Genomic DNA, 13,962 nt, shown 5'->3' with positions numbered 1-13,962 from the left:
CACTAGCGACGGTGTCACCCTTTTTAATATCGGTGTACCTTACATCGACACATTGATCACAAAATTAGGAAGCTAACGATGGCTAATTATTTCAATACCTTACCGCTTCGCGAGCAATTGGCTCAGCTTGCGCAATGCCGTTTCATGCACACCGTCGAGTTTGCTGATGGCGTCGAAGCGCTAAAAGGCAAAAAAATGGTGGTGATCGGCTGTGGCGCACAAGGCCTTAACCAAGGTTTGAACCTTCGCGACAGCGGCCTGGACGTTTCTTACGCACTGCGCCCGGAAGCCATTGAGCAAAAGCGCCAGTCCTGGAAAAACGCTTCTGAAAACGGTTTTGTAGTAGGTACTTACCAAGAGTTGATCCCCACTGCAGACGTTGTTTTGAACCTCACACCCGATAAGCAGCACACCTCGGTAGTGAACGCAGTGATGCCGCTGATGAAGGAAGGCGCCTGCCTGTCTTACTCTCACGGTTTCAACATCGTAGAAGAAGGCATGAAAATTCGCGATGACCTAACCGTCATCATGGTGGCACCGAAGTGCCCAGGGTCTGAAGTTCGCGCTGAATACGTGCGCGGTTTCGGTGTTCCCACCTTGATCGCTGTTCACGAAGACAACGACCCTAAAGGCGAAGGCCTTGCGCTCGCCAAAGCCTACGCGGTCGGTACGGGCGGCCACAAAGCGGGCGTACTGATGTCCTCTTTCATCGCGGAAGTGAAATCAGACCTGATGGGTGAGCAAACGATCCTTTGCGGCATGCTGCAAACGGGCTCACTGCTGTGCTTCGACAAGATGATCGAAGAAGGTATCGACCCGGGCTACGCCTCACGTTTGATTCAATACGGCTGGGAAACAGTCACCGAAGCGCTGAAGTACGGCGGCGTAACGAACATGCTAGACCGTCTTTCTAACCCAGCGAAGATCAAAGCGTTCGATCTTTCTGAAGAGCTAAAGGTCATCATGCGTCCGCTGTACAACAAGCACCAAGACGACATCATGAGCGGCCACTTCTCTAAAACGATGATGGAAGACTGGGCGAACGATGACGCGAACCTGCTAAAATGGCGCGCCGAAACCGCTGAAACCAACTTCGAGAAAACCCCCGCTGGTGATGTCGAAATCACTGAGCAAGAGTTCTTCGACAACGGCATTTTGATGGTAGCAATGGTGAAAGCTGGCGTTGAGCTTGCTTTCGAAACCATGACAGCGGCGGGCATCATCGCTGAGTCTGCTTACTACGAGTCGCTACACGAAACGCCGCTTATCGCGAACACCATCGCGCGTAAGAAGTTGTACGAAATGAACGCGACGATCTCTGATACCGCAGAATACGGTTGCTACCTCTACAACCACGCCTGCGTGCCGCTGTTGGCAGACTTTATGAAAGGCATCAAATCCGACGTGATCGGTAAAGGGCTTTCGCTAGACGACAACGGCGTTGATAACGCACGTCTGATCGAAGTTAACACCGCCCTTCGTTCACACCCCGTAGAAGCCGTTGGCTCGGTTCTTCGTGGCTACATGGCTGACATGAAAAAAATCGTTTAATCGCCTGATTAACCGATAGACGTTCAGGTCTTCAACACCTAGGCCGCCAAAAAAAGCCGAGATATCATCACGATATGCTCGGCTTTTTTGCTCCTAGAACAGCGTAAGGAAGAGAGTAATGGATTCGTTAACCCGCCTAGACGATATTCACCTAGACCATATCCGCCTAACAAAAGCGACGGTCAGCTTTGATGATCGTTTCACGCTAAGCGAGATTGATTGGACCATTACGCCAGAACAACACTGGGTTATCACTGGCCCCAACGGCGCAGGTAAATCCGCCCTAGCGGCTGCCCTTGCGGGCATTGGTGACATTCAGAGCGGAAGCATTCAAGGCCTTCCCAACAATGTGGAAATCGTCTCTTTTGAAGTCCAGGCGGAGCTCATCGCCCAAGAGTTGAAGAAAGACGACGCCGACATTATGGACGTCATTTCACTCGGCACCCCCGTCAGTGAAATGATTTTCGACCACTGCCAAGACACTGAACTTGCCCAATCCCTGGTCGAAAAATTTGGCTTAAGCAAACTGCTCGATCGCGCGTTCCGCAAACTATCCACCGGCGAAACGCGTAAAGTCATGCTGATTCGCGCACTGGCCAACAAGCCTGATTTACTTATTTTAGACGAGCCCTTCGATGGGTTAGATGCCGACACGCTCAAGATGCTGCAAGCACACCTAGCCTCTATTATCGACGCAGTTCCCATGGTCATGGTGCTGAACCGCTTTGATGAAATGCCGGACTTCATCACCCATGTGGCCTACTTAGATAAAGAGCGTGGCGATAAAGACCGTTCAGATAAACAGCGTGGAGACAAAGGCCGCCTAAAGCTCACGGTTGACCGTCAGGACGACGCCGCCTTCAATGAGCTTTACCAATTACTGCATTTAAAAACCACCGACCTAAGCGTGCCGGAGGCCGACCCCACCAATAAGCTACCCGCTCTCGACCCGAGCCAGCCATTAGTCAAACTAACCCAAGCGACCATCCAGTACGGCGACACGGTGATTGTCGATAAGCTGGATTGGACGATAGAACGGGGCCAGCATTGGCAACTGAGTGGCCCTAACGGTAGCGGCAAAACCTGCGTTTTATCGTTGATCACCGGCGATCACCCGCAGTGCTATACCAACGATATTTTCGTGTTTGGTTTCCAGCGTGGTAACGGCGAAAGCATCTGGCAGGTTAAACAGTTCATCGGCTATGTCTCCACTAACCTGCAGTGGGAATATCGGGTGAGCACCAGCTGCAAAAACGTGATTATTTCCGGCTTCTACGACAGCATCGGCATGTACACCAAGTCTTCTGACAGCCAGAAAAAAATTGCCTACCAGTGGCTCGCACTACTCGGTATGCAAGACCGCGCCGACCAGCCGTTTAACAAGCTCTCTTACGGCGACCAGCGCCTACTGCTCATTGCCCGCGCCATGGTCAAACATCCGCCCCTGCTGATTCTAGACGAACCTTGCCTTGGCCTGGACGACATCAACCGCCAACTCGTGCTCGCCCTGATCGAAAAAATCTGCCAAGGCTCAGAAACCACCGTGCTCTACGTCAACCACCACGCGGAAGACCAGATCTCAGGTATCGAGCACTATTTAGCGCTGGAAAAGAATCACTAGATGCCATAAGCCCGCTCGACCTTGGCAACACGGACTTTAAATTCGGCGTACCACACCTTGTGCCCCAGGCGCTGAGCTTCAAGATGCTCAGCGTTCTGCTTCCACTGCTTGATGGCTTCCTCGCTTGCCCAGTACGACACGGTAATACCCACCTCCTCACGCGCTGACTCAATACCCAGAAAGCCTTCCTGCTCGGAAGCCAGCGCCAGCATTCTGTCAGCCATGGCCCCGTAGCCATTATCTCCCTCGGTGCGCACAGAGCTGAAAATAACCGCGTAATAAGGTGGGCTGGGGGTGTTAGCGATGGCCATTCAATCCTCTGCTTGCGTTACGTCTGCGTTAATCGAGATTAGCTGAAAATCTCATTGAGTTCATCGTCCATCAAGGGTGGCACGATCAGCTTCCGCAACGATGTCAGAATTCATTTCTTGGATTCCTATACGAGATGTTAAAGGCGGTTACGCTGCAGGGTCGTCACCTTGTTAAGGCGCACCGGGTAAAACCCCAAGCTGCTGCATTAAGCCCATCGTATCCATAAGAATGCGGGTGGACTTCACCTTCTCCCCTTCAAACTGATCAATGACCATGCCCCACACGCTGACGGCACGGTGAGTCGGTGGTATTCCAAGAAAATCCCCCCGCTGAGTTCCTTCCCAAACGAAACGTGTTAAGACGCGGCTATCTTCTGCAATCTGTTCTTGAACGCTCCAGCGCATATCCGGAAAGGCGGTTCGCAGACCGGCTAACGTTTCCATGAGCCCTGCAAGGCCTGGCCCCTGGCCCGGAAACGGAACCTCTTCCACCATATCGTCATGAAAGTACTCGCCAGTAGCAAAAATCTCACCGGCTGTGAGAACGCGGTCGAGAAACGCAGCAATGCGGGCCTTATGTTGTTCTGACACGTGAGACTCCTGTTGAGGATCAATGGGCTAGGCGCCCTCTGTCACGCCTCCAACGGGTCGTTATTCGCCAACGTTTAATAGGGGTATTTGGCAGTATAGCGGCCCATTTCGATAATACCGCTGGAGATGTACGACGCGTAATAGCGCCAGCAAGATCACCGATGTGCTTCTCAAATGGGGCGGCTTTCGATACGGATCGTCTACGCTTGGTCCATGAACGGCGATTGCCTTAATCAGTCAGAACTGCATCAAAGCAGGGAATGACACTAGGAGAGCGAGATATGCAGACAATAGAGCTAGGCGGCGTAAGCGTACCCCGTATTGGCCAGGGCACCTGGCACATGGGAGAGGATGCCGGGCAGCGGCAGGCTGAGGTTAGAGCGCTGCGTGAAGGGCTGGATCTGGGCATGACGCTGATCGATACCGCTGAGATGTATGCCGAGGGCGGCGCTGAAGAAATCGTGGGCGAAGCCATTCACGGGCGGCGCGATGAGGTGTATCTGATTAGCAAGGTTTACCCGCACAACGCCAGCACCCAGGGTGTTCAAGCCGCCTGCGAACGCAGCCTGCGCCGATTGGGCACCGATACGATTGATCTCTACCTGCTGCATTGGCGCGGCCAGTACCCGCTAAGCGAAACAGTGGAAGCGTTTGAGCGGCTGCGCGAGCAGGGCAAGATCTTGCGCTGGGGCGTGTCGAACTTCGACGTTGACGACCTAGAAGAGCTAAACGCGCCCGCGTGCGCCACGAATCAAGTGCTCTACAACCCCGAAGCCCGCGGCATTGAATACGACCTACTGCCCTGGCAAGCACAACACCACATGCCGCTTATGGCCTACTGCCCCATCGGGCAAGGCGGCGCGCTACTTCGTGACGCCGCCCTGCAACGCATCGCCGACAAGCACAGCGCCACCCCCGCGCAAGTTGCGCTTGCCTGGGCACTGCGCCACCCCGGCGTGATCGCTATTCCCAAAGCCGTAAATCTGGAGCACCTCAAACAGAATGCTGAGGCAGATAAGGTCAGGCTCGACGAAGAGGATTTGGCACAGATTGACGCCGCCTATCCCCCGCCAACGCGCAAGCACTCTTTGCACATGGTGTGAGAACGAGCCATTAACGGCCCAGGATTAAAGGAATAGGACAGGAGCACTGTCATGTCACTGCCCGCCCAACGACCCAATGCCTGGATCAGCTTCCTCGCCCACTTGCTGTTTATCCTCGCGGCGTGGACGCTTTTCATCAAATACCTGTTCCCTGTGGGTTACGCGCTGGCCTACGGCGAGCCCTGGGCGCGGTATATCTATTGGGATCTATGGCCACTGGCGCACATCTGGCTAGGCTGGGCGCTGCTCGAACGGCCTCGCTATACGCGTGCCTTGGCGGTGGGCATGTCCGTCATTGAAATCCTTATCATCAGTACCCTGTTCGTCCGTTTTCTCGCCGACCCTGAGTGGTCGATCTGGCGCACCAACTGGTTTGTGAATAAGGTATTTGTGCTGACATGCTTTGTTCTGGTGTTGGCTGCCACAGTGCCGATTCGAAAAAATCGGAAGGAGCGACCGCTATGAAGCCTCTCATCAAGCACCGCATCAAGCATCGCATCACGCGCAGACAAAGCCTTACGCTCATCGGCGCCACGCTCGCCGCCATAGCGCTCCCAACCGCATCGCTTCTTGCCAACACGGGCGGGATGCGCCAGAAGGCGTTGGCGGGCACGGACAAAAAACTGCCCGTTATCGGCATGGGCACCTGGCGCACCTTCAACGTTGGCAGTGACCCGCAGTTGCTTGATGCGCGTACCGAGGTGGTAAAGGCATTCTTCGAGCATGGCGGTGGACTGATCGACTCCTCGCCCATGTATGGCTCGGCGCCGGATGTGATGGGATATGCCTTGCAGCAGTTGGGCACGCCCGAGAGCCTGTTTGCCGCAGAGAAGGTCTGGAGTCCGGCCGGTGGTTCCGCCCGCGAGCAGGTGGCGGAGCTTAAAGAGCGCTGGAAGGTGGAGCAGTTCGATCTGGTGCAGGTACACAACCTGACTGATTGGCGCGAGCACTTGGCAGCGCTGCAGGCGATGAAAGCCGAAGGCATTATTCGCCATGTCGGCATTACCACCTCACACGGGCGCCGCCACAGCGAGATCGAGCAGATCATGACGTCAGAGGATATCGACTTCGTTCAGCTCACCTACAACATCACCCACCGCGAGGCCGAAAACCGGCTACTGCCACTGGCAGAAGAACGGGGCATCGGCGTGATCGCCAATCGGCCTTACAATGGCGGCAGCTTGATCAAGAACCTCAAGCGCCGTAACGCGCCATTGCCCGAATGGGCCAACGAGGAATGCGGTTGCACAACCTGGGCGGACTTCCTGCTGAAGTTTATCGTCAGCCACCCGGCGATAACGTGCGCGATACCCGCCACCACCCAGGTCGAGCACCTGCGCGAGAATATGCGCGCTGGCCACTCCCCCATGCCCTCGGCCAATGTCCGGCAGCGGATAGCCACCTATCTCGAGTCGCTATGAACGCGTGGACAAGCTACCAGCTGCAGGACTTTATTCCCTTCACGGCGGAGGTTTACTTTCGCCTGCTGGAGCGCATGGGCGAAACCTTCTGGCCGCTGCACCTGCTGACCCTCGGGCTCGGCGCCGCCACCCTGGTACTGGCGCTGAAACACCGCGCGCGAATCGCCTGCCTGCTACCCGCCCCTCTCTGGGCTTTCGTCGCCGTCGTGTTTTTCATTCAGCGCTATGCAGAACTTAACTGGGCCGGGGGCTATGTTGGCTACGCTTTCATCGCCCAAGCCGTGCTGCTGGTATTGATGGCGCTAACGGGATGGGGAATGGATAACGCGCCACGCGCAACAAACCCACCGGTTATTATAGGCATAGCCATCACCCTCTTCGGCCTGCTAATAATGCCGTTGATAGCACCGCTGAGCGGTGGCTCCTGGTACCAGGCTGAAGTATTCGGCATTCATGCCGACCCCACAGCGGTTACCACGCTGGGCCTGGTGCTTATCATGCTCCGGGGTTTCGCCCTATGGATCGCCGTCATCATTCCCGCACTCTGGCTGGTCGTGTCAGGCTTGACGTTGCAAGCGCTGGATTCGACGGGCGCCGCCGTGCTGTTCGCCGTGTTGGCGCTTACGCTTGTTGGGCTTGTTTGGAAATCCATCAAGGCCAAGCGATAACGCCGCAGCATCTTCGATAATGAACGTATGCAAGGCTCTGGTTTATCGACAATTTAACCCCTAACGCCTGGGCTCAGCCGCTGGTTTTAAGCGGCGGAAAACCGAACGCTGTGCAGGCGATTGTCAAACCTCATAACGTACGATATTCTGTACATTAACAACATCCCGTACAGGAGCTACCTTATGGATGCCATCAGCTACACGGCCGCTAGAACCAATCTAGCAAAAACCATGGAGCAGGTCTGTGAAGACCACTCACCTATGATCATCACCCGAAGCAAGGCGCAATCCGTGGTAATGATCTCTCTCGAAGACTATGAGGCACTGCAAGAGACAGCCTATCTCCTGCGCGCACCTAAGAACGCCCGCCGTTTGCTGGAATCCGTTACCGAGCTGGAGCAAGGTGGTGGCCAGGAAAAGGAACTTCTTGAATGAAATTGATCTTCTCCGAGAACGCCTGGGAGGACTATCTGTACTGGCAGAAAACCGACAAGAAGATTCTTAACCGAATTAATAAGCTCATCAAAGAGACTAAACGAGAGCCATTTGCAGGCGTCGGCAAACCAGAGCCCCTCAAACACAGCCTCGCGGGTTATTGGTCTCGACGAATCAACGAAGAACACCGAATGGTTTACAAAGTCACGGATGACGCTTTGCTTATTGCACAGCTGCGTTATCACTACTGATATAATGCAGCATTAAGGTGTGAGCAACGCTGCCACCTAACCTAAAACATTGCGCCGTAAAAACGACACCCAACCTTGAACTAAAAATGCCAAGCGTTGCAATTCACTCTTAAATGCTTTTTTATGACGTTGGGCTTTTAGTCAGCTCATGTATGTCGATTAAATCTACTTCCCTATTTAGTAAACGTTTGTATTTTATTAATTCTTCTGCAGGAATAACTGGCACTTCGATATCTTGATAACGCATTTTAATTGACTTAGAAAAATCTATTTCCAACGTGTGCCACGAACCATCTATGGCAGATTGGATTCTAGTTTCATGAGACAAGCCAACCTCGATTTTTTGTGAACGATAGATTAGTTGAAAGTACTCTAAATCCCAACCGTATTCCACGTAATGTGTTAAAGGCTTTGAGAGATATGAAGCGACCCTTGCTAACAACTTGTCTGCGTCTGAGTTGCGGATATACAAATCAATGTCAGCCACTTCGCGGCTGCCACCGTAAATTTTTGCAGCCAAACCGCCAACAATCTGGTAGTCAATTTTTTCTGAATCCAATATGCCCTTCAGCCAACTCAAAGCCACTTTTACTCTATCGCTCATCTTAATTACCTAGTTAATTTTATCGTGCGTCAGCACGTTTAGTTAATGGATGAACTTTAGTCCGTCGCAGCGAATGGCTTGAAACACTTGTTAGACGGCACCAAATGACCTCACTATTTATTAGGGAAGTATTCAAGTATCTCATCGTCCGCATCATCAAATATACCAGTGGAACACCAGCCTAAGTGTCGATAAAAGCCATATGACCGAGATTTCGGATCGGATGAGCATCCGAGGAAAAGTCTTTCAAACCCTAAAGAATTAAAATACTCAATCATTTTCTTTAATAGTACTTTGCCAACACCTTTACTTTCATACTCTGGCAATAGTGCTAGGACAACAATTTCTCCAGTTTCGCTATCACCGAAGCAATAGCCAATGATATTTCCTTCACTAACACCAACGTAACCAGGTAAGGAGCCATCGCTAACTCCTGCTTTCCAGCTATCTAAAGTAATACCGAGCTCTTCCAATTGTTCGACAGAGAAAGCATTTTCTCTCGTCTTTCCTCTCAAGGCGATGCATTCGGCCGTATCGTTAGGCGTTGCTATCCTGTATGCAACTTTCATTAGGTGCTCCATATTTAATGCTTGGCTTTAGATTTAACACATTGTTACGGCGTGTGCAACGCAATGCCAAAGCCGTTGAAAACCATCTTAATTACAAAAAACGAATAGTAAAAATGCCACGCGCTGCGCCCTCCTTGAAAAATTTATTAGCTTACATATTTTCTATTTAACAACAAAAGCCCATGGTGCAACTTTTCATTTATGGAACTTAAGATTTTTGATATAGAGCAGTAAACCTGCTGTAGCATATTCTTTTTTAACGCAAACACTCTAAGCTCACTCCAACAAATTCACAGTTGCAAACTAGTTAAAACCAAACCTCTCATACCTATTGAATATATGAATCAATACGAGTAACTTGACGTATGAGAGGATTTCTCTCATACAATTAAGGAAAAAAAATTATGGCTCTTAAACCAGGCCCAAAGCCAATTGCTGACTCAACAGGGAAACCTGATCAACGTCGACGTGACAATAAAAGTACACCCGGAAATACTCCGGGCTTAAAACCTAGCAAATCCTCAAAAAAATAATAATACTAATAAAAGCTACTGTAATGGTAGCTTTTTATATTACTTATCGTTTCATCTGAAAGCTGGATCATAGGCCAACCGACCGGTCACGTCGTTGCGGTACTGGGGATGGAAAACGGATAAGTCGAGCTTGTGCTCAATCAGGTAGTGCACAGCGTGTTCAAAGGTGTCTGGCTGGAGCTGATCCTGGTAGTTGATCACCACCATGGCGTTCTGATCGTAGTTATAAGCCTTGAAGCGCGGCATGCTGACCACTCCTCGCCTGCTTCCTCGTTCCTACCAAAACTTAGCCGTCAGCGGGGCTTTTCTACAAGTTCAACGCCTAAATAATCGGCGCGGCTTTGCCGTATTCGGCGCCGAAGGCGCGCAGTTGATTGACTATTATGGCTTGGCCTGTTCAAGCTCACTTGATAACGACAACGCAACATCAATATAAGTCTCAATTGGACTTCCTGTTAACGAAAACTCTTCGTCGTGAGCCGCCTTATTTCTGAGCATTAAAAGTTCGCGAAGCTGGTGATATCTTTCTGAAGATAGAACCTTATCTCTAAGCATTTTACTCACTTGAACTTGACTGTGAAGATCACGCCCTTTTAGATCTGGGTAAAATGCTTCTATTGCTTTGACACCTGCAACCTCAACGATTCGGTAAGCCTCGATAACGGCAGATCGCGGTGAGATATTTCCCAAACGCTGCAAAACCTCTCGGGTTAATTTGACTTCTTGTGACTCAATCTCCGGCTTGGGCAAGGCACTATCTTCTTTGGCTAACTCTTTAACACCCGCTATAAACTCAAGCTCAGTATCGTTATGCTTAAGCTTCTTCAACCTTGGCAGTAAATCGCCAAGGTTGGATTTAAGTATAACAATTGAAAATATGACAACTACTGGCCATGCTAAGGAGGCAATTATTGCCGTAATAAAAGTCTTCCAGTCCATAGTCCAACTCCTAAAGAGCTATAATGCTTGGCTTTGCGGCGTGCCGGAGCGCCAGCGTAAGCGCGTCCAAAAACAGAAACTATTATGAGTCTTTTACGCTTAAACCAGACCGCCTTATGTACTCATCCAAAGAGTTTAAATTGTCATGTATCTTTGCGAATGATAATCAAACTGACTAATTTCTTTGGTTTGCAAATCTGGTGGAGGAAGATCTGCCCTCCCGCCATCTACAGACACCAATATAAAACGGTCTAAAAATGCACCATCATAGTAAAGTTCATACCAGTAGCCAGTTGCTCTTTTATCCGGATGCCGATTTGCCCAATCCTCGGTGGAATCTTCACAATGGATTCCATCGTCTATAAATTTCGCTCTAAACCGAAGACGTGGGTCTTCTTTAAGGAACCGTTCACTGGCCCATTCCCTTGATATCCCATGCCAATCTTCTGATGGGTCAGTTTTCGGAATGAAATCCAAGATTTCCTCAAAGCTCATATCTCGGACTGGCTTACGATCCGGCAAAAAGTATTCTGCTACTGAAGGGCTTGCAAGAAAAAGGGAACTCATCATTCCGAGAGAAAAAGCTACAGGCTCTATGTCAAAACCAGATATCCAGAAGAAAGCGGCCAACAATCCCATCCCGAAAAAAATTCCTCCAAGAACTCTTAGCGGATGCTTGTACTTCTTTATCCACATCCATATGAGCTTTAAACGCTTATCCATTTACCTTCCTGACTCATAACAGTGATCATACATGCAGCTGAATAACCTCAAAAAATCGCGACGGCGCATTGATTGAGGTTATTCAGCCAACAAAATTAACTTTACCCCATCGATTCTTCTAGTAGCAAAGCAAATTTTGGCAGCATACCCAAAATTCGCGTGTTTGCTCACTCCCCTTGCATCTAACCCACCCGCCTCCTACACGTCACCAACGAACAGCTTGACGGGGTGCCGGTAAAATCCGGCTGATAGCACAGGGTTAGCAATTAATGCTGCCGAGCGCTGATCCCGCTGTACCCGCTCCGGCTAATGTGCTGATGCTCACTTGAGTTACAGCGCAGGTACCGACGTAGGGATCAAGCGATGGCCGCGGCGCACCTTTGCACCAACCTTCCGTGCCATTCCCTCGATCTTTCTCGCCTGCCCTCCAGATCATTACCACCTGAGGCAACATGGGCTACCGCTTTACCGATCTCACCACCGCCTGCCAGCAAGATTGGCGCGCCTATATTGAGCACGATGTTGGACCGTTGCGAAGCGCTGAAATGCTGCCGAAAGCGATGTAAAACTGCTGTTCGTTGATTCCAGAGGCTTGTGTGTATCAAGTGTTAGGTATTCAAAGCCTTTCGATCAACATATCGATAAAGGCGCGTACAGCGGGGTTGGTGCGACGACTCTGTGGCCATAGTGCCACGATATTATGCCGCTCTACGTCGAAGTCGGGCAGGATTGGTACCAGTTCCTCTCGCCTAACCCGCGGGGCAGCCATGAAACTTGCAGCCATACCAATGCCTGCCCCTGCTGTCATAGCGGCTATGACGGCTTCGCTTGAATCAACGATGACAGGGGAAGATGGCACTATCTCGACCTCCTTCCCACCGATCAGGAACGGCCAGCGAAACATTTGGCCCGTACTTTGGTAGCGCAAATTGATCGTTTCGTGCCCCACCAGTTCATCTGGATGCTCGGGAGCACCATTCCTAGCTAGGTAGTCTGGCGAAGCGTAGCAAGAGAGCCTGTAAGGTGAGAGTCGCCTGGACAAAAGTGACGAATCCGCAAGGTCACCGATTCGTACTGCAAGATCGATGCTCTCTTCAACCATACCGACGATGTGGTCGCTCAGCCGCAGGTCGATCGTTACCTTTGGGTAGCGTGTTCGAAAATCCGTAATAGCAGGAGCAATCAGGTGCAGTCCCAGTGGAAGTGATGTCGCAATTCGTAATGTGCCTGCGGGCTCTGAACGAGCAGACTTAACCACCTGTTCTATCTCTTCTGCTTGGCGCAGCAGCTCTAGCACACGCCCATGCAAGTCGCGGCCCTCGGCTGTGAAAGACAGCGAGCGTGTCGTACGCGTGAAAAGAGAGACGCCGAAGTGACGCTCCAACCGCTGGATGCTTTTACTGATCGCAGAGGGCGAAACAGACAGCGAGCGCGCCGCAGCGGTGTAGCTGCCTAAAGAGCCGGCGCGTGCAAATGCGATAAGCCCCGTGAGGCGTTCCAATCCGATTTGTTCCTTCATGGAACTATTAAAACGAAACGGCGCACCATTATCAACGACAAGGAACCTCCTTACTATTTGCCATGTGACTATTCTTGAGTGAGATTGTGATGAACGAGATGATGAAAGCAGTGCAACTGCATAGTTTCGGTGGCCCAGAGGTCTTGCATTACGAAGATACGCCCCGACCCGAAGTACAAGCCGGTGAAGTGCTTATCCAAGTGCATGCGGCAAGTCTTAATCCACCAGACCTTTACCTGCGCGACGGCTATCGTGCGCTACCGCCAGAATGGCAACCTAGCCCCAACTTCCCGCTGATATTAGGCACTGATGTGGCAGGCGTCGTTGCTGCCGTAGGCGACGAGGTTTCCAAGGTCAGCGTAGGTGACCACGTCTTTGCAATGGTGCGTTTTCCCGAAGACTTGATGACGGGCAGCGGCACCTATGCCGAATATGTCAGCGTTCCTGAAAGCCAACCAGCGTTGAAGCCAAAGAGCATTTCTCATGTCGAGGCTGCAGGTGCCCCGATGTCACTGCTTACTGCCTGGCAATTTCTAGTTGACCCTGGTCAAGACCGACCCAACCCATTCCAGGCATTCCGGCATGTGCCTGTCCCGCTCGAAGGCAAGACCGTCTTGATCAATGGGGCTGGCGGTGGCGTGGGGCATCTAGCGGTTCAAGTCGCCAAATGGAAAGGGGCACGTGTGATCGCGGTTGCCTCAGGCAAGCATGAAGGGCTTCTTCGCGAGCTGGGTGCTGACGACTTCATTGATTACACCAAGACAGCCGCCGAAACGGTCGCCCATGACGTGGATCTGGTGCTTGACGCTGTGGGTGGGCCGAACATGGAACGTTTTCTCAGCATTATTAAACCAGGCGGCTCGCTCTTCCTGGTCAACCCCTTGGGCTTTTCTGCCAGGGATGAAGCCGACAGGCTAGGGATTACGGTTTCCTCACTACAGGTGCACTCAAACGGAATGCTTCTGGCGCAGGCCGGTCGCTTGCTTGACGACCGTACCATTCGGGTCGTGATCGACAGTACCTATTCATTGGCAGAAGCATCGGCTGCGCATCAGAGAGCTATGCAAGGCGGTGTTCAAGGTAAGGTCGTGCTTGTCGTTAAAGAGTAAATTGTTGCCGTCGA

At 51.6% G+C, this 13,962-nt stretch carries 17 protein-coding genes and 1 pseudogene; 10 read left to right on the top strand and 8 right to left on the bottom strand.

What is annotated here, in order from left to right; genetic code table 11:
- The first annotated feature begins 78 nt into the window (after positions 1-78).
- Together ilvC and modF are read left to right on the top strand one after the other, a co-directional pair.
- The gene (gene ilvC, locus Q3Y66_RS04985) at positions 79-1,551 is read left to right on the top strand and encodes a ketol-acid reductoisomerase (protein ID WP_008958262.1); all 1,473 of its coding nucleotides are present in this window, start codon (positions 79-81) and stop codon (positions 1,549-1,551) included.
- 118 nt (positions 1,552-1,669) lie between these two features.
- On the top strand, positions 1,670-3,172 hold the full coding sequence (gene modF, locus Q3Y66_RS04980) for a molybdate ABC transporter ATP-binding protein ModF (protein ID WP_008958263.1): 1,503 nt from the start codon (positions 1,670-1,672) through the stop codon (positions 3,170-3,172).
- Here the strand turns inward: modF and Q3Y66_RS04975 are convergent.
- Together Q3Y66_RS04975 and Q3Y66_RS04970 are read right to left on the bottom strand one after the other, a co-directional pair.
- A complete protein-coding gene (locus tag Q3Y66_RS04975) occupies positions 3,169-3,483 on the bottom strand; it encodes an antibiotic biosynthesis monooxygenase (RefSeq protein ID WP_008958264.1) in 315 nt (104 codons plus the stop codon). The genes modF and Q3Y66_RS04975 overlap by 4 nt on opposite strands.
- Positions 3,484-3,654: 171 nt before the next feature.
- Positions 3,655-4,074, bottom strand: a complete 420-nt coding sequence (locus tag Q3Y66_RS04970) for an ester cyclase (protein ID WP_008958265.1) — start codon at positions 4,072-4,074, stop codon at positions 3,655-3,657.
- A 281-nt stretch (positions 4,075-4,355) separates the two neighbouring features.
- On the opposite strand from Q3Y66_RS04970, the gene Q3Y66_RS04965 reads away from it, so the two are divergent.
- The 6 genes from Q3Y66_RS04965 to Q3Y66_RS04940 all read left to right on the top strand — a co-directional run bounded on the left by Q3Y66_RS04965 (position 4,356) and on the right by Q3Y66_RS04940 (position 7,952).
- On the top strand, positions 4,356-5,177 hold the full coding sequence (locus Q3Y66_RS04965) for an aldo/keto reductase (protein WP_008958266.1): 822 nt from the start codon (positions 4,356-4,358) through the stop codon (positions 5,175-5,177).
- A gap of 51 nt (positions 5,178-5,228) precedes the next feature.
- Positions 5,229-5,642, top strand: coding sequence for a hypothetical protein (locus Q3Y66_RS04960; protein ID WP_008958267.1), 414 nt, complete (start codon positions 5,229-5,231; stop codon positions 5,640-5,642).
- Complete coding sequence (locus Q3Y66_RS04955) at positions 5,639-6,598, top strand: aldo/keto reductase (RefSeq protein ID WP_008958268.1); 960 nt, start codon at positions 5,639-5,641, stop codon at positions 6,596-6,598. The genes Q3Y66_RS04960 and Q3Y66_RS04955 overlap by 4 nt, the downstream gene beginning before the upstream one ends.
- Positions 6,595-7,266, top strand: a complete 672-nt coding sequence (locus Q3Y66_RS04950; RefSeq protein ID WP_008958269.1) for a hypothetical protein — start codon at positions 6,595-6,597, stop codon at positions 7,264-7,266. The genes Q3Y66_RS04955 and Q3Y66_RS04950 overlap by 4 nt, the downstream gene beginning before the upstream one ends.
- A 183-nt stretch (positions 7,267-7,449) precedes the next feature.
- Positions 7,450-7,701, top strand: coding sequence for a type II toxin-antitoxin system Phd/YefM family antitoxin (locus Q3Y66_RS04945; RefSeq protein WP_008958270.1), 252 nt, complete (start codon positions 7,450-7,452; stop codon positions 7,699-7,701).
- Positions 7,698-7,952: a Txe/YoeB family addiction module toxin gene (locus Q3Y66_RS04940; RefSeq protein ID WP_008958271.1), complete on the top strand. Its 255-nt coding sequence runs from the start codon at positions 7,698-7,700 to the stop codon at positions 7,950-7,952. The genes Q3Y66_RS04945 and Q3Y66_RS04940 overlap by 4 nt, the downstream gene beginning before the upstream one ends.
- Before the next feature lie 121 nt (positions 7,953-8,073).
- Here the strand turns inward: Q3Y66_RS04940 and Q3Y66_RS04935 are convergent, their stop codons facing one another.
- From Q3Y66_RS04935 to Q3Y66_RS04915, 5 genes are all read right to left on the bottom strand, one after another.
- Entirely contained in the window at positions 8,074-8,556 is a 483-nt protein-coding gene (locus Q3Y66_RS04935) for a hypothetical protein (protein ID WP_008958272.1), read from the bottom strand.
- Between the two features lie 113 nt (positions 8,557-8,669).
- The gene (locus Q3Y66_RS04930; protein ID WP_008958273.1) at positions 8,670-9,125 is read right to left on the bottom strand and encodes a GNAT family N-acetyltransferase; all 456 of its coding nucleotides are present in this window, start codon (positions 9,123-9,125) and stop codon (positions 8,670-8,672) included.
- A gap of 584 nt (positions 9,126-9,709) precedes the next feature.
- Positions 9,710-9,904: a hypothetical protein gene (locus Q3Y66_RS04925; protein WP_008958274.1), complete on the bottom strand. Its 195-nt coding sequence runs from the start codon at positions 9,902-9,904 to the stop codon at positions 9,710-9,712.
- A 135-nt stretch (positions 9,905-10,039) separates the two neighbouring features.
- The gene (locus Q3Y66_RS04920; RefSeq protein WP_008958275.1) at positions 10,040-10,597 is read right to left on the bottom strand and encodes a hypothetical protein; all 558 of its coding nucleotides are present in this window, start codon (positions 10,595-10,597) and stop codon (positions 10,040-10,042) included.
- Positions 10,598-10,732: 135 nt separating this feature from the next.
- Complete coding sequence (locus Q3Y66_RS04915) at positions 10,733-11,320, bottom strand: hypothetical protein (protein WP_008958276.1); 588 nt, start codon at positions 11,318-11,320, stop codon at positions 10,733-10,735.
- Between the two features lie 452 nt (positions 11,321-11,772).
- On the opposite strand from Q3Y66_RS04915, the pseudogene Q3Y66_RS20930 reads away from it, so the two are divergent.
- Positions 11,773-11,841, top strand: a pseudogene (locus Q3Y66_RS20930) (thiaminase II); the annotation flags it as partial.
- Positions 11,842-11,936: 95 nt separating this feature from the next.
- On the opposite strand, the gene Q3Y66_RS04910 reads toward Q3Y66_RS20930, so the two are convergent.
- Positions 11,937-12,821 (bottom strand): LysR family transcriptional regulator, encoded by an 885-nt coding sequence (locus Q3Y66_RS04910; protein ID WP_008958278.1) that lies wholly within the window; start codon positions 12,819-12,821, stop codon positions 11,937-11,939.
- A 107-nt stretch (positions 12,822-12,928) separates the two neighbouring features.
- On the opposite strand from Q3Y66_RS04910, the gene Q3Y66_RS04905 reads away from it, so the two are divergent.
- Positions 12,929-13,948, top strand: a complete 1,020-nt coding sequence (locus Q3Y66_RS04905) for an NADP-dependent oxidoreductase (protein WP_008958279.1) — start codon at positions 12,929-12,931, stop codon at positions 13,946-13,948.
- Positions 13,949-13,962: the final 14 nt, after the last annotated feature.

The organism is Halomonas sp. HAL1 (assembly GCF_030544485.1).
Classification (GTDB): Bacteria; Pseudomonadota; Gammaproteobacteria; order Pseudomonadales; family Halomonadaceae; genus Vreelandella; species Vreelandella arctica.
Note: the sequence above shows the minus strand (reverse complement) of the source record. Positions and strands in the feature narration are given on the sequence as shown.

Bases quoted from the DNA above. Each gene is read 5' to 3' on its own strand.
- ilvC (WP_008958262.1), top strand. From the start codon at position 79: ATGGCTAATTATTTCAATACCTTACCGCTTCGCGAGCAATTGGCTCAG.
- modF (WP_008958263.1), top strand. From the start codon at position 1,670: ATGGATTCGTTAACCCGCCTAGACGATATTCACCTAGACCATATCCGC.
- Q3Y66_RS04975 (WP_008958264.1), bottom strand. From the start codon at position 3,483: ATGGCCATCGCTAACACCCCCAGCCCACCTTATTACGCGGTTATTTTC.
- Q3Y66_RS04965 (WP_008958266.1), top strand. From the start codon at position 4,356: ATGCAGACAATAGAGCTAGGCGGCGTAAGCGTACCCCGTATTGGCCAG.
- Q3Y66_RS04960 (WP_008958267.1), top strand. From the start codon at position 5,229: ATGTCACTGCCCGCCCAACGACCCAATGCCTGGATCAGCTTCCTCGCC.
- Q3Y66_RS04955 (WP_008958268.1), top strand. From the start codon at position 5,639: ATGAAGCCTCTCATCAAGCACCGCATCAAGCATCGCATCACGCGCAGA.
- Q3Y66_RS04950 (WP_008958269.1), top strand. From the start codon at position 6,595: ATGAACGCGTGGACAAGCTACCAGCTGCAGGACTTTATTCCCTTCACG.
- Q3Y66_RS04945 (WP_008958270.1), top strand. From the start codon at position 7,450: ATGGATGCCATCAGCTACACGGCCGCTAGAACCAATCTAGCAAAAACC.
- Q3Y66_RS04940 (WP_008958271.1), top strand. From the start codon at position 7,698: ATGAAATTGATCTTCTCCGAGAACGCCTGGGAGGACTATCTGTACTGG.
- Q3Y66_RS04935 (WP_008958272.1), bottom strand. From the start codon at position 8,556: ATGAGCGATAGAGTAAAAGTGGCTTTGAGTTGGCTGAAGGGCATATTG.
- Q3Y66_RS04930 (WP_008958273.1), bottom strand. From the start codon at position 9,125: ATGAAAGTTGCATACAGGATAGCAACGCCTAACGATACGGCCGAATGC.
- Q3Y66_RS04925 (WP_008958274.1), bottom strand. From the start codon at position 9,904: ATGCCGCGCTTCAAGGCTTATAACTACGATCAGAACGCCATGGTGGTG.
- Q3Y66_RS04920 (WP_008958275.1), bottom strand. From the start codon at position 10,597: ATGGACTGGAAGACTTTTATTACGGCAATAATTGCCTCCTTAGCATGG.
- Q3Y66_RS04915 (WP_008958276.1), bottom strand. From the start codon at position 11,320: ATGGATAAGCGTTTAAAGCTCATATGGATGTGGATAAAGAAGTACAAG.
- Q3Y66_RS04905 (WP_008958279.1), top strand. From the start codon at position 12,929: ATGAACGAGATGATGAAAGCAGTGCAACTGCATAGTTTCGGTGGCCCA.